The organism is Nonomuraea fastidiosa, assembly GCF_042751225.1.
Classification (GTDB): Bacteria; Actinomycetota; Actinomycetes; order Streptosporangiales; family Streptosporangiaceae; genus Nonomuraea; species Nonomuraea fastidiosa.
The window spans coordinates 2,762,490-2,779,542 of record NZ_CP170570.1 but is presented as its reverse complement, the minus strand read 5'-3'; the positions used below and the strand labels follow the sequence as shown (position 1 = coordinate 2,779,542).

Annotated in this window: 15 protein-coding genes; 9 read left to right on the top strand and 6 right to left on the bottom strand. The window is 71.0% G+C overall.

Annotation, left to right across the window (positions count from 1 at the left end; genetic code table 11):
* Positions 1 to 3 precede the first annotated feature (3 nt).
* Positions 4 to 1,440, top strand: coding sequence for a peptidase S10 (locus ACFMQL_RS12560; RefSeq protein ID WP_364064084.1), 1,437 nt, complete (start codon positions 4 to 6; stop codon positions 1,438 to 1,440).
* On the opposite strand, the gene ACFMQL_RS12555 is transcribed toward ACFMQL_RS12560, so the two are convergent.
* From ACFMQL_RS12555 to ACFMQL_RS12535, 5 genes are all read right to left on the bottom strand, one after another.
* Entirely contained in the window at positions 1,399 to 1,728 is a 330-nt protein-coding gene (locus tag ACFMQL_RS12555; RefSeq protein WP_378785741.1) for a hypothetical protein, read from the bottom strand. The genes ACFMQL_RS12560 and ACFMQL_RS12555 overlap by 42 nt on opposite strands.
* A 588-nt stretch (positions 1,729 to 2,316) precedes the next feature.
* Complete coding sequence (locus tag ACFMQL_RS12550; protein ID WP_364064079.1) at positions 2,317 to 2,736, bottom strand: peptidase inhibitor family I36 protein; 420 nt, start codon at positions 2,734 to 2,736, stop codon at positions 2,317 to 2,319.
* A 297-nt stretch (positions 2,737 to 3,033) separates the two neighbouring features.
* Positions 3,034 to 3,804, bottom strand: coding sequence for an SDR family oxidoreductase (locus ACFMQL_RS12545; RefSeq protein ID WP_364064077.1), 771 nt, complete (start codon positions 3,802 to 3,804; stop codon positions 3,034 to 3,036).
* On the bottom strand, positions 3,801 to 4,763 hold the full coding sequence (locus ACFMQL_RS12540) for a DUF4432 family protein (RefSeq protein ID WP_364064074.1): 963 nt from the start codon (positions 4,761 to 4,763) through the stop codon (positions 3,801 to 3,803). Before ACFMQL_RS12540 ends, ACFMQL_RS12545 begins: the two co-directional genes overlap by 4 nt.
* Positions 4,764 to 4,807: 44 nt before the next feature.
* Positions 4,808 to 5,980, bottom strand: coding sequence for a DUF4185 domain-containing protein (locus ACFMQL_RS12535; RefSeq protein WP_364064071.1), 1,173 nt, complete (start codon positions 5,978 to 5,980; stop codon positions 4,808 to 4,810).
* Between the two features lie 166 nt (positions 5,981 to 6,146).
* Here ACFMQL_RS12535 and ACFMQL_RS12530 point away from each other — a divergent pair, with 166 nt between their 5' ends.
* The 4 genes from ACFMQL_RS12530 to ACFMQL_RS12515 all read left to right on the top strand — a co-directional run bounded on the left by ACFMQL_RS12530 (position 6,147) and on the right by ACFMQL_RS12515 (position 11,913).
* The gene (locus ACFMQL_RS12530; RefSeq protein WP_378785740.1) at positions 6,147 to 7,757 is read left to right on the top strand and encodes an ABC-F family ATP-binding cassette domain-containing protein; all 1,611 of its coding nucleotides are present in this window, start codon (positions 6,147 to 6,149) and stop codon (positions 7,755 to 7,757) included.
* Positions 7,758 to 7,845: 88 nt separating this feature from the next.
* Entirely contained in the window at positions 7,846 to 8,649 is an 804-nt protein-coding gene (locus tag ACFMQL_RS12525; protein WP_364064065.1) for a hypothetical protein, read from the top strand.
* A gap of 135 nt (positions 8,650 to 8,784) precedes the next feature.
* The gene (locus tag ACFMQL_RS12520; RefSeq protein WP_378785739.1) at positions 8,785 to 10,320 is read left to right on the top strand and encodes an RNA polymerase sigma factor; all 1,536 of its coding nucleotides are present in this window, start codon (positions 8,785 to 8,787) and stop codon (positions 10,318 to 10,320) included.
* A gap of 549 nt (positions 10,321 to 10,869) precedes the next feature.
* Positions 10,870 to 11,913, top strand: coding sequence for a C40 family peptidase (locus tag ACFMQL_RS12515; RefSeq protein ID WP_364064059.1), 1,044 nt, complete (start codon positions 10,870 to 10,872; stop codon positions 11,911 to 11,913).
* Between the two features lie 6 nt (positions 11,914 to 11,919).
* On the opposite strand, the gene ACFMQL_RS12510 is transcribed toward ACFMQL_RS12515, so the two are convergent.
* Entirely contained in the window at positions 11,920 to 12,411 is a 492-nt protein-coding gene (locus tag ACFMQL_RS12510; protein ID WP_364064056.1) for an inorganic diphosphatase, read from the bottom strand.
* Between the two features lie 333 nt (positions 12,412 to 12,744).
* Between ACFMQL_RS12510 and dacB the strand changes: the two genes are divergently transcribed.
* From dacB to hpt, 4 genes are all read left to right on the top strand, one after another.
* A complete protein-coding gene (dacB, locus tag ACFMQL_RS12505) occupies positions 12,745 to 13,920 on the top strand; it encodes a D-alanyl-D-alanine carboxypeptidase/D-alanyl-D-alanine-endopeptidase (RefSeq protein WP_364064053.1) in 1,176 nt (391 codons plus the stop codon).
* A gap of 68 nt (positions 13,921 to 13,988) precedes the next feature.
* The gene (locus ACFMQL_RS12500) at positions 13,989 to 15,071 is read left to right on the top strand and encodes a zinc-dependent metalloprotease (RefSeq protein ID WP_364064050.1); all 1,083 of its coding nucleotides are present in this window, start codon (positions 13,989 to 13,991) and stop codon (positions 15,069 to 15,071) included.
* A gap of 220 nt (positions 15,072 to 15,291) precedes the next feature.
* Positions 15,292 to 16,284 (top strand): tRNA lysidine(34) synthetase TilS, encoded by a 993-nt coding sequence (gene tilS / locus ACFMQL_RS12495; RefSeq protein ID WP_378785738.1) that lies wholly within the window; start codon positions 15,292 to 15,294, stop codon positions 16,282 to 16,284.
* A gap of 10 nt (positions 16,285 to 16,294) precedes the next feature.
* Entirely contained in the window at positions 16,295 to 16,846 is a 552-nt protein-coding gene (gene hpt, locus ACFMQL_RS12490) for a hypoxanthine phosphoribosyltransferase (protein ID WP_364064046.1), read from the top strand.
* Positions 16,847 to 17,053 lie beyond the last annotated feature (207 nt).

Below are 17,053 nucleotides of genomic sequence, written 5' to 3'. Positions count from 1 at the left end.
GATATGTCTGAAGAGTCGAAGCCTGCCGCCCCCGCCGACAACCTCGTCACCTCCTCCCACACGCTGCCGACCGGCGAGTCGTACACCGCCACCGCCGGCACGCTGGTGCTGCGCGAGGAGGTGACCACCGACGGCACGTTCGAGGGCCTGCGCCCCAAGGCCGAGGTGTTCGTCACCGCCTACACCCTCGACGGCGCCGACCCCGGCAGCAGGCCGGTGACCTTCGCCTTCAACGGCGGGCCCGGCTCGTCCAGCGTGTGGCTGCACCTGGGCGTGCTCGGGCCGCGCAGGGTCGTCATGGGCGACGCCGGTGCGCTGCTGCCGCCCCCGTACGGGCTGGTGGACAACGAGGAGAGCCTGCTGCGGGTGAGCGACCTGGTCTTCATCGACCCGGTCTCCACCGGCTACTCGCGGGCCGCCCAGGGGGAGAAGGCGGAGCCGTACCACGGCTTCACCGGAGACCTGGAGTCGGTCGGCGAGGTGATCAGGCTCTGGACCACCAGGAACGCGCGGTGGATGTCGCCGAAGTTCCTGGCCGGCGAGTCGTACGGCACCGTGCGGGCCGCCGGTCTCGCCGAGCACCTGCAGTCGCGCTACGGCATGTACCTCAACGGCGTCATCCTGATCTCCTCGGTGCTCGACTTCATCACCGGCGAGTTCAACGACGGCAACGACCTGGCCTACGCGCTCTACCTGCCGACGTACGCGGCCATCGCCCACTACCACGGCCTGCACGGCGACCGGCCGCTCGCCGACGTGCTGCGCGAGGCCGAGGAGTACGCCGACCGCGACTACCTGTGGGTGCTGGCCCGCGGCAACCGGCTCACCCCGGAGGAGCGCGCCGCCGCGGTCGCCAAGATCGCCCGGCTGACCGGGCTGAGCGAGGACTACGTCGACCGGGTGAACCTGCGCATCGAGCACATCAGGTTCTTCACCGAGGTGCTGCGCCACCGGCGGCAGGTCGTCGGCAGGCTCGACGGCCGCTTCACCGGCTGGGACCCCGACGCCGGCCGCGAGCACTTCGCCGCCGACCCCAGCATGGACGCGATCATGGGTCCTTACAGCGCGGCGCTCAACCACTACCTGCGCACCGAGCTGGGCTACGCCAGCGACCTGCCGTACGAGGTGCTCACCTCGCGGGTGCGGCCGTGGTCGTACAAGGAGTTCGAAAACGCGCACGTGCAGGTGGTCTCCCGGCTCGGGGCGGCCATGCGGGCCAACCCGCACCTGCGCGTCCACGTGGCCTGCGGCTACCACGACGGCGCCACCCCGTACTACGCCGCCGAGCACACCTTCGCCCACCTGCCCGTGCCGCCCGAGCTGACCGGCAACATCGAGTTCAAGTACTACGAGGCCGGCCACATGATGTACGTGCACGAGCCCAGCAGGCTCGCCCAGTCAGCCGACCTCGCGGCGTTCGTCCTCGGCGAGCAGGCGTGAGGCCTTCGCCAGGCGCTGCTCCAGGTTCTGGCGGAGGGCGGCGAACCTGTCGGGGTTGTCGCGGATGAGGGCCCGCTGCAGCTCGGCATCGGCCGCGTACCAGGCCGCGACCAGGCCCGACGCCCACTTGCACCGGGTGTCGGCGGTCGCGGTGCGCCGCTCCTCGTCCGTCACCGCCGTGGGCTCGTCGAGGTTCCAGCGGCTGTCGCCGATGGCCGCCTCGGGCGACGGATAGGAGTGGCCGGCCTGCTTCATGCACGACTGCCAGCGCTTGACCGCCGCCGTCACCGACGGGTGCTTGGCGGCCTGTTCGAGCGTGAGCGAGTCCTGCAGCGCGAGCCACGGCCAGTCCGCCTTGCGCGCGCCCTCCTCCAGGGCGAGCGTGGCGCGGTCGAGGCAGCCGCGGTCGGCCGCGGTGCCGTACAGGCGGTGCCGGGCGCGTTTGGGCAGCTTGCCAGGCCCAGGCGCCGGTCGTGTCGGGAGACGGCGGCCTGGCCAGGTGATAGCCGTGCGTCTTGGCCGCGTCCGGGTCGGCGACGCCGTAGCGGCGGGAGTTGCCGGGATCGATCGCGGCGATCTGCGCCGCGCTCTCGGCGGGTGGGTCGATGGTGATGCCCTGCTTGCGCATGCACCTGACGACGAGACGGTTGTGGGCGTTGCCCAGCGTGGCCCGCTGCTCGGGAGTGGTCTTGTACGCGTCGAACGGGAGCACCAGGTGCGACACCGAGGTGACGCCCTTGGCGGGCGCGGGCGGTGCCGCCGGCTTCTCGACGCCGCAGGCCGCGGCGGCCGTCGCCAGCACCAGCGTGCTCGCGAGGAGTCCGCGGCAGCCGGTTTCCGAGGGCCAAGCCCGGAAACCGGCACTCCCTGTCTTACTCAGCGGCACCAGATGTCGATCGCGCTGGCGCGGTCGTTGCCGATGGCGTTGTTCGCCAGGTAACCGTCGTTCGAGTTGTGGGTGAACGTGCTGTGCGCGCCGGTGTAGCCGGGGTGCTGCCACAGCGTGGCGCTGCAGCCGATGCGGTTGCGAATCGAGCTGGTGTCGTTGTCCATGCTCGTCCAGGAGTTGCTGAAGTCCCAGTTGAGCCAGTTGTTGTCGGCGAAGTTGGAGTCGTCAGAGACGAAGTCCCGCCAGTGGTCGACCTGGCCGCGGTTGTAGTCGTAGCCCGCGTACAGGCAGACGCGACCGCCGTAGCAGGTCGAGCGGGGGCTGGCCGCCGCCGCGGCGGCCGGGGCGACCACGGTGAACAGCGTGGCCGCGGCGATGAGACCGGCGGCCTTCTTGGTGAGCCTCACAGGTTTCTCTCCGATCAGTGAGTCGTTTTCGGCCTGGAACCCGACAGGCGGCGAATCGCCCGCGAGCCGCGTTGACCCCCGCGCGATCGCTTGAAGGCTCCGCGCCCGTGCAGGGTCGCGGGCCCGGCCCGCCGCACTCACTGCTATCAAGGCCCCGCACAACGCTTTCACGGCGTTGGCAGAAGACTTGGCCCTCGTGGAGGAACCCGTGGCCTGCGCTCGACCTATTCGGGAAGCGTCGGCTACTGGGCCGGCTACTCGGGGAGGCTACTCGGGCCGGCTACTCGGGGAGGCCGGCTACTCGGGGAGCGCTGCCGGGTTCTGCGCGAGCAGCCCGCCGTCCACCCGGTGCTCCGCGCCGGTCACGAACGACGAGCGCGGCCCCGCCAGGAACGCCACCACCTCGGCCACCTCCTCAGGACGGCCCACCCGGCCCAGCGGGTGGCTCTTGCCCCACTGCGCGACCTGCTCCTCCTGCGACAGCTCGCCCCGCCACAGGTCGGCCGCCCAGCGCAGCATCGGCGTGTCCACCGAGCCGGGGCAGACCGCGTTCACCCGGACGCCGTCGCGGGCGTGGTCCAGCGCCATGGCCTTGACCAGCCCGTTCAGCGCGGCCTTGCTCGCCGTGTACGCCGCCACCTGCGCCTGCGAGGCGAACGCCTGCACCGACGACACCACCACGATCGACCCGCCGCCCCTCGCGCGGAGCTGCGGCATCGCGGCCTTGCAGGTCAGGTAGACGCCCTTGAGGTTGATGTCGAGGACCTCGTCCCAGACCTCCTCTGGGGTGTCCTCGACCGTGCCGTAGCGCTGCACGCCCGCGCAGGTGACCACGATGTCGAGACCGCCGTACCTGGAGACCGCGAGGTCCACCAGGCCGCGCATGTCATCGGCGCTGCGCACGTCGGCGACCCGGCCGGTGACGCGCTCGCCGTCCCGCTCGGCCTCCTTGTCCACGCCGCAGTACACCACCGACGCGCCGCCGGCCGCGAGCCGCTCGACCACCGCCCGCCCGATGCCCATCGAACCGCCGGTGACCAGCGCCACCTTGCCGTCGAACTCGCTCATGCCACGACCTCCGCGCGCAACCTCAGCACCTTCGTCTCGTACGGCTCCAGCACCAGGGCCGTGCCGTTCTCCACGGCGGTGGCCAGGCCGTTGGTCGGCATGCCGGCGAACGGCTCGAGGCCGACCGTGTACGCCTCACCCCACCAGGGGTACCCGGTGGTGGCCCCGAACTCCTGCCACATCCACAAGTACGGCAGGAGCGCGGCGTCCCACTCCACCCGGAAGCCGATCTCACCGGTGATCTCGTACCAGCCTTCGGAGAAGCCGGTCAGGTAGACGATGTCGCTCGGCGTGCCGGGCTCGGGCACCACGCTCAGGTCCAGGTCGCCGCCGCCCTCGGCGGGCACGACCGGCCACTGCCACGGCCCGCCGGGCTTGACCCGCCGGCCGCCGGGCGCGATCGGGACGTCGTGCGGGATCACGGTGACGCCGTCGGGCAGCCGGATCCGCGCTCCCGGGTGCAGGAACGGCCGGCCGAACACGATGTGCTGGCCCCACATGGCGTGCAACCGCTGCCCCGACTCGTTGGTGGCGGACGCCTCGATCTCCAGCGCGGCCGCGCCGTACCGCAGCCGCAGCACCTTCTCCATCCGGTACGGCAGCCGCCGCGTCCGCACGCCGAGCCGTACCGCGACCTCCTCGGGGGAGTCGGCGACCACCTCGCACTCCCAGGGCAGCGCGAACACCTCGCCGTGCTGGGCCAGCCGCGCGCCCCGGTACTCGCTGGGCGCGCCGCCGTTGGGGAAGACGTCCTGCCAGCCGCCCTCGTAGTAGTCGGCGAACGGCGCGACGTCGTCGGGCGCGCCCTGAAAGTGCTCGCGCGGGTCGCGCAGGCCGCGCGGGGTGAGCCAGACGAGGTCGGTGTCGGTGGGCTTGTGCAGGAACTCGATGACGTCGCCGCCCTTGTCGGGCAGCACGGTCACGCGCAGCCGCTCGTTCTCCAGCGTGACCGCGCGCATTCCCTCGATCGTGCCCTGTCGCAGGCGGGCCGCCCAGTTGCGCCTCACGTGAACGTCACATCCAGGAATCGGGGGCGGTAGATGGAGACGTCGTCGTAGTGGTCGGTGTTGACGAAGCTGTTGACGTTGTACGACACCACGAGCCCCGGCCCGTCGATCTCCGGGTGGGCGTGGGCGTTGTAGGTGAAGATGTTCCCGCCGGTCTCGGGGGTCGTGTAGACGTGCTGCTTGCCGGTGAAGGGGCCGGCGGGGGAGCAGGCGGAGTACGCGACGATGGTGGGGTTGAGCGGCTCGGTCGTGTCATGCGTGATCAGGACATATCCCGATCCGACCTTGCTGACGCTGTACTCGTTCGCCACACCCTCCATGATCCGCGCGGAGTCGGCCTCGTCGGGCGACCAGCCGCCGTCGGCCGTGCGGTACTCCCACGGCCCGAGCAGGCTGTTCCCCTTGACCCTGGCGATGTGCATGTACTTAGGCGAGCCGTGGTCCTCGACCCCGTAGACGTAGGTGTAGCCGCCGTCCCTGAGGATGCCCGACGCCCAGGACACGCCGTTGCCGCTGGGCAGGTCGTGCACGCTCAGCGGGCGATCGAGCCGCCCAGGGGAGAAGCGCGCGACCACGTTGCGGTGCCAGCGCCAGTCCCAGGCGCCGGGGCCGAAGCGCTCGTACTCCTGGTAGGTGACCTCCACGACGCCGCCGGCCAGCGTCGCGTCGCCGGCCCAGTACCAGTGGTCCTCGTCGCGCGGCGGCATCACGGCCTTGGGCGCGTCCGGCGTGCCGCCGTGGATGGTGGACAGGCGGCCGTCGCGCTCGACGGCGAACGTGTTGTTGAGGAACACGGTCGTGCCGCCCTCCTCGACCACCGGCGGCCGGGTGCCGTCCGGGTTGACCTTGCCGAGGAACGTGTCGGAGAAGATCCACAGCTCGCGGCCGCCGGGCAGCTTCAGCGAGTAGGTGCCGTCGGCGCCCGTCCAGTCGTCCAGGCGGTTGTTGTCGTTGCCGTAGTTGGTGAACAGGCTGGTCAGGCGGAGGTTGGGGGTGGCGCCCGCGACCGTGGGCGCGCAGGCGGCGCTCGCCTTCGCGGTCTGTGCGGGGGCCTGCTGCTGTGCGGTGGGTACGGGTTTCGGCGGGGCGGCCCAGGCGGGCTGGGGTACGGCGGTGAAGCCGAGCAACGCGATGGCGAGGGGGGCGAGGGCTGAGCGGAATCGCGTCATGACCGGTCCTAGGGGGAGGGGAGTTCCCTACAGTTCTAGTCATTAGATCACTTGGTGTCCAGGGGTGAAGTGAGGTCTTCGGGCGGCCTGCTCTTGCGGTTTCATGCGGGTTTGCGGGCCGGAAAACCGAATGACCGCCTGGCTGCCCGGCCGCTACCCTGCCCGGGTGGGTCACGTGGAAGTAGCGCATCTGACGTACGTGCTGCCGGACGGGCGGCCGCTGCTCAACGACGTCTCCTTCCGCATCGGCGAGGGCGTCAAGGCGGCGCTCGTCGGCCCCAACGGCGCCGGCAAGACCACGCTCATGCGCCTCATCGCCGGCGACCTGCAGCCGGTCGAGGGCGGCGTGGCGAGCTCCGGTGGCCTGGGCGTGATGCGGCAGTTCATCGGCAGCGTGCGCGACGGCAGCACCGTACGCGACCTGCTGCTCGGCGTCGCGCCGCCGGCCGTGCGGGAGGCGGCGGAGCGGCTCGACGAGGCCGAGCTGGCCATGATGGAGCGCGACGACGAGAAGACCCAGCTCCGCTACGCCCAGGCCATCGGCGACTACACCGACGCGGGCGGCTACGACATCGAGGTGCTCTGGGACACCTGCACGGTCGCCGCGCTCGGCCTGCCGTACGAGCGGGTCAAATACCGCGACGTGGCCACGCTGTCGGGCGGCGAGCAAAAGCGCCTGGTCCTGGAGGCGCTGCTGCGCGGCCCCGACCAGACCCTGCTGCTCGACGAGCCCGACAACTACCTCGACGTGCCCGGCAAGGAGTGGCTGGAGCGGCAGCTCAAGGAGACGCCCAAGACCGTCCTGCTGGTCAGCCACGACCGGCAGCTCCTCGCCAACGCGGCCGAGCGCATCATCACCGTCGAGTCGGGCAACATCTGGATCCACGGCGGCGGCTTCGCCACGTACGCCGAGGCGCGCAAGGCCCGCAACGAGCGCCTCGACGAGCTGCGCAGGCGCTGGGACGAAGAGCACGCCAAGCTCAAGGCCCTGGTCAACATGCTCAAGAACAAGGCGCGCTACAACGACGGCATGGCGCCCGCGTACCACGCCGCCCAGACCAGGCTGCGCAAGTTCGAGGAGGCGGGGCCGCCCGAGGTCGCGCCGAGCGAGCAGCGCATCTCGATGCGGCTGCGCGGCGGGCGTACCGGCAAGCGCGCGGTGATCTGCGAGCAGCTCGAGCTGACCGGCCTGATGCGCCCGTTCGACCTGGAGGTCTGGTACTCCGAGCGGGTCGCCGTGCTCGGCTCCAACGGCTCCGGCAAGTCCCACTTCCTGCGCCTGCTGGCCGGCGAGCCGGTCGCGCACAAGGGCGTGGCCAGGCTGGGCGCGCGCGTGGTGCCCGGCCACTTCGCCCAGACCCACGCCCGTCCTGACCTGCTCGGCCGTACGCCGGTCGAGATCGTCATGACCGAGCACGGCAAGCTCAAGAACGAGGCGATGAAGGCGCTGGCCCGCTACGAGCTGGCAGGCCGCGTCGCCGAGCAGCGCTTCGAGACGCTGTCGGGCGGCCAGCAGGCCCGGCTGCAGATCCTGCTCCTGGAGCTGTCGGGCGCCACGCTGCTGCTGCTCGACGAGCCGACCGACAATCTCGACCTGGCCAGCGCCGAGGCGCTGCAGGCGGGACTCGACGCGTTCGAGGGCACGGTGCTCGCGGTCACCCACGACCGCTGGTTCGCCGCCGACTTCGACCGCTACCTCGTCTTCGGCTCCGACGGCACGGTCTACGAGTCGCCCGAGCCGGTCTGGGACGAGACCAGGGTGGTGCGCCCGCGCTGACCGCGCTGGACCAGGGGGCGGCAAAGAGTTGGTACGGCTGGCGCGTGTCCGGTGACGGGCGTGCCCATGACCGGGTTATCACGGCAAAGTGATCCCGCGTAGCCGAACCGTCAGCCTCCTCGCACTCGGGGCGATCTGCCTCGCCGGGTGCGCGAGCGAGGAACGTCCCGTCAAGCCGCAGCTCAAGCCGCTCGCGCTCAAAGAGCAGGTCTCGAACATCGTCAAGTCCGCCGACGGCTACGCCGTCAACTGGGCGGGCGTGCTGACCAACGCCAACCCGTGGCACTTCGGCGAGCACGTGGTGGCCACCATCGTCGGCCACGACGCCAAGGGCGCCGAGGTGCTGAAGCTGGACCAGCCGCTCGACGCGGTGCCGCCGGGCGGCTCGCTGGCGTTCACCGGGCAGGCGCCCACCTCGGTGAAGCCGGCGAAGGTGACGATCCAGTACCGCCCGGCGCAGTGGCGGCAGGCGGCGCGGATTCCTTCGGCGTTCCAGCGCTTCCCGATCAGCCGGGTGCAGACATTGCCGCAAAAAGACGGCTCTTACCTCATTACCGGATATGTCGATAATCCATATCAAATGCCGGTGAGCAGCCTGGTGGTGACCGCGATGTTGCGCGACAAATCCGGCAAGCTGCTCGGCGGCGGTGACACGTTCGTGGACGACGTGAAACCGGGCAGCCCGCCGCGTTTCGTGCTGTCGGTGCTCGGGCTGCCCAAGAACGCCAAGGTCGCCACGACCGAGGTCACCGCCAGGACCTGGGGGTCTACCGGGCGTCCGTACGAGGAGCTGGCGCTGGCCGGGGCGCGGCCGATGCACACCGTCAAGCCGACGACCGAGCCGTTCGCGGTGGACAGGAGCACTGCGGTCGTGTCCGAACTCAAGCAGTGATTTCCGCAAATTTCGGGCGGAAATGGCTTACAGCGGGAAATTTCCGTACGGGATTCCGCCCGCTCTCCGACAAGAACCGGCGATAAGCCCGGAAGTGGTGGAACTACTAGTTACGGATCCATTACCTTCGGTCACATGACTGACCGCGTCCTGGTGGAAGCACTCCGCGCCCGCGATCCAGGGGCGATCGCCGCGCTCTACGACGCGTACGCGGAGAGCGTCTACCGCTACTGCTGGTCCCTGCTGCTGAGCGCCGAGAGCGCTCAGGTGGCTCTCCGCGACACGCTGATCGCCGCCGAGGCGCACGCCGGCGCCCTGGCCGACCCCGACAGGCTCCGTACCTGGCTGCTCGCGCTGGCCAGGGCCGAGTGCCTGCGCCGCAGGGCCGCCGAATCGCCCGACGCCGGCGAGAGCCTCGCCGAGGCGCCGCAGCTCGACGACCCCGCCGACGCCGACCTGCGCGTCATGGCGTGGCACGCCGTACGCGGCCTGCCCGCGCCCGAACGCGAGGTGCTGGAGCTCGTCCACCGCCATCGGCTGCCCGGGCCCGAGCTCGCGCAGGTGCTCTCGCTGCCCATACGCCAGGTCGAGCTGCTGCACGAGCGGGCCCGCGAGAGCCTGGGCGACGCGATCACCGCCGAGGTGCTGGCGAGGAAGGGGCCCTACGACTGCCCCCGCCGGGCCCGCATCCTGTCCGGCTTCTCCGGCGAACTGACCGCCGAAATGCGCGAGCACCTGGTCCGCCACCTGCCGCGCTGCGAGGTCTGCTCGCCGCACCGGGGCCGCGAGGTCTCCGTCGCCAAGGTCTACGAGCTGCTGCCCGAGCCCGCGCTGCCCGAGACATTGCGCGTTCGGGTGATGAGCTGCTTCGCCGACCCCGAAATGCTGCCCTACCGCCGCTACGTCGCCCGCCGCACCGCCGTGCTCGGCGCCGCCGGGTTTCCCCTTCCCGCCGCGCACCACGTTCGGCGGTGGCCTCAGGCGGTGGCGGGCGCGCTGGCGGCGGTCGCGACCGTGGTGGCGATAGCGGTCATCTTCCAGCACATCGGACGCGAGAACGGCGGCGTGACCGGCGTCGCCACGGCCGCCTTCCCCGCCACCGGCGAGCCGCCCGGCATCCGCCTGCCCTGGCAGGCCGACCCCGAGGACGTACCGCTGGCCGTCATGCCCATCCTCGACGGCACCGCCACGCACCCCCTCGGCGTCACCGGCTCGCCCATCCAACCGCCCCCCGCCGTTCCGATGACCACCACCCCGACCACGCACCCGGTGCCGTCATCCCCCCATGGCGAGCCCGCACCGCCGTCGGAGCATCCGGTCCCACAGCCGACCAGCCCCGCCTCACCTCCCGTAACGCTCCCGCCCCAGCCCCCGACCCACCTCACCCCACCCGCGGGCTCTCCGTCCACGCAGCCTTCGCAGAACCAGCCGACGAGACACCCCCACACAAAGCACCCCCACACGCAGCACCCCCACACGCAGCACCCCCACACCGAACGCCCGCACACCAAGCACCCACCCCGCCCTCACCCATGGCCACCTCACACCCGTACTCCCACCCCGACTCCCACAGCGACCGTCACGGAGACGCCCACGCAAACCCCCACACCCCCTCCGATCACCCCCACTGAGGCCCCGGCCATCACCGCCACACCGGATAACCGCAGCTGACCCTGCGCCTGCGCCTGTGCACCCGCCGCCCGTGCGGCCTCACCCCTCGAAGGCTTCGCAGTCGCCTCCCGGGGCGTCGCTCGGCGCTTGGCGTTTCCCCGACCGGCCTGAGCCCGTTCGCTCCTCTCCGACCTCAGCTCCGTACGACCCGCGCCTTCGCGCGAAGGACCTCAGCCCCGTACGACCCGCGCCTTCGTGAAGGACCTCGGTCGCGCGCGGCCGAGTGGCGGTTCGCCTGCCCACCCCTTTCGCTGCCGACGCCGGCCCCGTGCCGTACGCAGGTCCGCACTCTCACGAAGAAGCTCGGCCGGCGCGTCCGGGGGCGGCTTGACCCCTCTCGCCAACCCCGGGCCCGCGCCGGCAGATCACCGTTTGGCCAGTGGTTCGGAAAGGGGCAGGTGAGGCTCGGTAGAGTCACGTTACGTGTGTTAACCCAGGGGAATCGTGCGCATAGAGTAACCAACGGTTTCAGGGGGACCTATGCGCGCATTCCGGGCCGGGCTCCTCGTTGCCTGCCTGCTCGCCACCTGTCCGCCGTGCCCGCCGGCCGTGGCCGAACCCAGAGGGCCGTCCGCCCGGGACGTCAAGAAGGCCCGCCAGCTCGTACGCCACCGCTCACACCAGCTCAGCAAGACCACGGCGGCCCTGGTCACCGCCCAGTCGCGGCTGGACCGGCTGGCGGCGGAGGTGGAGCGCCTGGTGGAGGCGTACAACGGGGAGATGGTCCGGCTGCACCGGGCCGAGCAGGCGCACCAGCAGGCCACGGCCCGGCTGGCGGCCGCTGACGCGGAGGTGGAGCGGGCCCGCCAGGACGTCGCGCTGCTCGCCGCCGAGAGCTACGGCGGTCTGGGGACGGTCAAGCCGTACATGGCCATGCTGGCCGACCGGGGCGGCACGGAGGGGTTCCTGCACCGGGCGAGCGTCCTCGGCTACCTGGAGGAGGAGCAGGCGGCCGTCATGCGGCGGCTGCGCGACGCCCAGGAGGTGGCCACGATCCTCAGGACGCAGGCCGCCCGCGCCCACGCCGAGCGGCTGGCGGCGGCGGAGAGCGTACGGAAAGCGAAGATCGCCGCCGAGAAGGCGGTGGCGCGGCAACGGCGCGAGACCAAAGAGCTGATGGCCCGCAAGACGACCCTGCAGCGCAAGGTGAACGCCGCCCGCGCCCGCGCCCGGCTGCTGGCCAGGCGGCGGAACGCGGCGCTGTCAGGGCTCGTCAGAGGTGGTTCGAGGCTGGGGGACGTGGCCGCGAACTGGGCGCTCACCCAGCTCGGCAAACCGTACGTGTGGGCCGCCGCGGGCCCCGACACCTATGACTGCTCGGGGCTGACGATGCGGGCCTGGGAGAAGGCGGGCGTGCGGCTCGACCACTGGACGGGCACCCAGTGGACCTCGGGCCCGCACGTGCCGCTCGACCAGCTGCGCCGCGGCGACCTGCTGTTCTTCGCCCACGTCAGCGGCGACCCCTCGACCATCCACCACGTCGGCATCTACGTCGGCCGCGGCCAGATGGTGCACGCGCCGCAGACCGGCGACGTCGTGCGGGTGGCCTCGATCTGGCGCGGGGACCTGGTGGGCGCCACCAGGCCCCGCTGATGAGGGTCAGTGGTGGCCTTGCTCCTTGGCCCGGCGGAACGAGCGCTCGATCTCGGCCTCGGCCTCGATGCGGCCCACCCAGTTGGCGCCTTCGACCGACTTGCCCGGCTCCAGGTCCTTATAGACCTCGAAGAAGTGCTGGATCTCCAGCCGGTCGAACTCCGAGACGTGGTGGATGTCCTGGATGTGATGCATGCGGGGGTCGGTGGACGGCACGCACAGCACCTTGTCGTCACCGCCCTTCTCGTCGGTCATCCGGAACATCCCCACCGCCCGGCACGTGATGTAGCACCCCGGGAACGTCGGCTCCTGGAGCAGCACCAGCGCGTCGAGCGGGTCGCCGTCCTCGCCGAGGGTGTTCTCGATGAAGCCGTAGTCGGCGGGGTACTGCGTGGAGGTGAACAGCAGCCGGTCAAGCCTGATCTTGCCGGTCTCGTGGTCCACTTCGTACTTGTTCCGTTGTCCCTTGGGAATCTCAACGACAACGTCGAACTCCACCGCGGTTCCTCCGCTCAGGCCCCCGGGCACCCCCGGCTGGGCGTTAATGTCTCGTAAGCGAACACAGGAGAGAGGGCAGGCGACGTGGCGCGGCGTGACCGGTTGGTGATGCTGACCACCCTCGCCGTGCTCCAGGTCCTGACGATCGTCATCGGCGTCTACGCGATAGCGACCGACTTCAACCTGAGCGCGCTGACGAGCGGGTCCGCTTCGACCGATCCGACGGCGTCGCCGGCGGAAGGCTCTCCACCCGTCCCCGTGGTCACCGCGGGGCCTGTGCTGGCCCAGCTTTCGGCGAAGTCAGGAGACGGACCTCTCCCGACTAAGGGTACTTTGACGAAGCAGTTGGCCAGCGCGCTGGGTGACGATGCGCTCGGCGAACGCGTGGGTGCGGCCGTCATCGACACCGCCACGGGCGAGCAGCTTTTCGCCTCCGGCGCCGACACTCCCATCACCCCCGCGTCCACCACCAAGGTCATCACCACTACGGCGGCCCTGGCCTCACTCGGGCCCGACGCCCGGCTGTCCACCCGCGTCGTCCAGGGGTCGAAGCCCGGCGCCATCGTCCTGGTCGGCGGCGGCGACCCCCTGCTCGCCGGTCCCCGCGCCAAGCAATCCGGCTACCCCAAGCAGGCCAGCCTGAACACCCTCGCCGCCCGTACCGCCGCCACGCTCAAGGCGCAGGGTGTGCGCAAGGTCACGCTCTTCTACGACAGCACCCTGTTCACCGGCACCCCCAAGGCGCCCGGCTGGAAGCCCAACTACATCCCCGACGGCGAGGTCGCCCCCGTACACGCCCTCATGATCGACGAGGGCCGCCAGAACCCGGGCATGCGCGCCCCCCGGGTACAGAACCCGCCCCAGTACGCCGCCGACGCCTTCCGCGGGCTCCTCGCCAGGCACGGCATCTCGGTCGCCAAGTCCGTACGCCCGGCGAAAGCCCCCGCGGGCGCCGCCGAGCTGGGCCGCGTCGACTCCGCGCCCCTCTACGCGCTCGTCGAGCACACGCTCACCCGCAGCGACAACGACCTCGCAGAGGCCCTCATGCGGCACGTCGCCATCAAGGAGGGCCAGGAGGCGTCGTTCGCCGGCGGCGCCAAGGCCGTGCTCGCCGTGCTCCAGCGCCTCGGGATCGCCCAGAACGTCTCGCTCTCCGACGGCAGCGGCCTGTCCATCCGCAACCGCATCAGCCCCAACGCCCTCGCCAAGGCCATCGCCCTGGCCGGCTCGCCCCAGCACCCCGAGCTGCGCGCCGTCACCACCGGCATGCCCATCGCCGGCTTCTCCGGTACGCTCGGCAACGGCCGGCGCTTCGTCGACAGCCGCAGCAAGGACCAGGTCGGGCTCGTACGCGCCAAGACCGGCACGCTCAACCACGTCAACACCCTGGCCGGGCTCGCCACCACCAAGGACGGGCGGCTGGTCACCTACGCCTTCATGGCCGACCAGGTGCCGGTCAACGCCGAGCCCGTGCTCGACCGGCTGGCGGCCATCGTCGCACGTTCCTGAGCCGGTCCTTCGCACGTTCCTGAGCCGGTCCTTCGCGGGGCGGACGAGAAACACGTACCGTGGACGTTATGCAGGTGATCGACTGGGATCTGGCCGTCACGACCGGCACGCGCCTCGTGCGCCCCGGCCCTCAAGTGAGCCGGGAGGAGGCCAGGCAGGCCGTCACCGAGCTCCGCACCCTGTCGCGCGAGGCCGAAGGCCACGTCCGGCAGTTCACCAAGATCCACACGGAGACCGCGCCACGACCGGCGACCATCGTCGACCGGCCCGGCTGGATCAGGGCCAACGTCGAAGGCTTCCGTGTGGTGCTCGAGCCGCTGACCCAGCGCATGGGCAACTCCGAGAACCAGCCGCCGGCCATCGTCAGCGCCGTCGGCTCCCGCATCACGGGCGTCGAGGTCGGGGCGGTCCTCGCCTTCCTCGCCTCCCGCGTGCTCGGGCAGTACGAGCTGTTCCTGCCGCCCGACCCCACCGGGCAGGAGCCCGCGGGGCGGCTCACGCTCGTCGCGCCCAACATCGTCCACGCCGAGCGCGAGATGGGCGTCAACCCCCACGACTTCCGCCTGTGGGTGTGCCTGCACGAAGAGACCCACCGCGTGCAGTTCACCGGCGTGCCCTGGTTGCGCGAATACGTGCGCTCGCAGATGACGGAGTTCCTGCTCGCCTCCGACCTCGACCTGCCCACGCTGCTCGAACGCCTCCGCAACGCCGCCGACACCGTGGCCGACGTCGTACGCGGCGGCGAGGGCAACCTCATCGACGCCATCCAGTCGCCGGGGCAGAAGGAGATCCTCGACCGGCTCACGGCCGTGATGACCCTCGTGGAGGGGCACGGCGACTACGTCATGGACGCGGTCGGGCCGTCCGTGGTGCCGTCGGTGGCCGAGATCCGCTCGAAGTTCGCGCAGCGCCGCGAGGGCGGCTCCCGCCTCGACCGCACCGTCCGGCGGCTGCTGGGGATCGAGGTCAAAATGAAGCAGTACGCGGAGGGCTCCGCCTTCGTCCGTACTGTGGTGGACCGGGTGGGGATGGACGGCTTCAACAAGGTCTGGACGTCCCCCGAAACCCTTCCGACCACCCCGGAGATCGCCGACCCCACGGCCTGGATCAACCGCGTGATAGGCACCGACACCCCGGCCCTTCCCGCCTGACCCGGGGCTCGCCCGCCTCAGTGGAGGAAAACGCCTGCGGCTTGCGGGCGGTGACCCGCACAGGGGAGGCGGTACGCGGGCTTCCGCGGTGACACCTTCGGGCTGGAGCGGCGACGGCTTCGGCAGCTGAGTCGCCGTCGGGCACGCACGCTTTGGGCTCGCTCTGCTCCGTCAGGGCTGACCCATCCGAGCGCCGCGCGCGGGGCGGGAGAATGGGGGCGTGGGTCCGCATCCGGCTGTTGCCGACGTTCGCAGGGCCGTGCGGGAGGCGTTGGCCGATGTGCCGCACGGCGCGCTGGTTCTCGTGGCCTGTAGCGGCGGGGCCGACTCGCTGGCGCTGGCGGCGGCGACGGGGTTCGTGGCGCCGCGCATGAAGCTGAGAGCCGGGCTGGTGACCGTTGATCATCAGCTCCAGGAAGGCTCGGGAGAGCGGGCCGCGGAGGTGGTGGCGCTCGGCGCGAAGCTGGGGCTGGAGCCGGCGGAGGCGATCGCCGTGACGGTCGGTACGAACGGCGGCCCGGAGGCGGCGGCCAGGGAGGCGAGGTACGCGGCGCTGGCGGAGGCGGCCGACCGGCTGGCGGCGGAGGCGGTGCTGCTCGGCCACACCCGCGACGACCAGGCGGAGACGGTGCTGCTGGGCCTGGCCAGGGGCAGCGGTACGCGCAGCCTGTCGGGGATGGCGGCCGTGACGGGACGCTACCGCCGCCCGTTCCTGGGCATCCCGCGGAAAACGACGAGAGCTGCCTGCGAGGCGCTCGGCCTGACCCCCTGGGACGACCCGCACAACGAGGATCCCAGGTTCACGAGGGTGCGGGTCCGCAGGAGGGTGCTGCCGGTCCTGGAGGAGGAGCTGGGCCCGGGGGTGGCGGAGGCGCTCGCGCGGACGGCCGCGCTGGCCCGGGAGGACGCGGACGCGCTCGACGCGTGGGCGGACACGGCGTACGGAAATTGCGCTCTTAGCGATATCGGCGGGTCGGTACGGCTGGAGGTGGCGGAGCTGGAGAAGCTGCCCGACGCCGTCAGGCGGCGGGTGGTGCGCAGGGCGGCGATCGCGGCGGGAGCGCCGTCCGGCGCGCTTTCGGCCACCCACGTGCTGGCCGTGGACCGGCTCATCACGCACTGGCGCGGGCAGAAAGCGGTGGACCTGCCCGGGGGTCTGTCGGCCGTGCGGCGGTATGGCACCCTGATATTCGCCATCAGTCCCATCCCGTAAGGAACCACAGGTGGACGCTGCCGACATGGGCAATGACCTGGAAAAGGTACTCATTCCCGAGGACGAGCTCCAGGCGAAGATCAAAGAACTCGCGGCCCGCATAGATGAGGATTACGCGGGCAAGGAAGTGCTGCTCGTTGGCGTGCTCAAGGGCGCGGTCATGGTCATGGCCGACCTGGCCAGAGCGTTGCACGTGCCGGTGCAGATGGACTGGATGGCGGTGTCGTCGTACGGGGCGGGCACCAAGTCGTCCGGCGTCGTACGCGTGCTGAAAGACCTTGACACTGACATCATGAACCGCCATGTGCTGATCGTCGAGGACATCATCGACTCGGGCCTGACCCTGCACTGGCTGCTGGAAAACCTGAAGTCGCGCAATCCGGCGTCGCTGGAGATCTGCGCCGCGCTGCGGAAACCCGACGCGGTCAAGGTGCCGATCGACGTCAAATACGTCGGCTTCGACATTCCCAGCGAGTTCGTCATCGGTTATGGGCTCGACTACGCGGAGCGATACCGCAACCTGCCGTTCATCGGCACCCTCGCTCCGCACGTATATCGATAACGGATAGGGCCCTCCGTTCCGGCAATGGCCGGGAACATGGCGCAACCTGACGTACGTTGATAGGGCAAGGCCGGTGTAGCGGGCGGGGTCCCTCCGTGCGCTTCGCCGGTGTACCTTCAGACTCCGGGAGGGTGACCCCGTGTCCCCTTCGGGTAGTCAGAAGTCGCGGTGTCGGATGCCGCGGCCCCGGGCGTGCCCGGGGTTCCA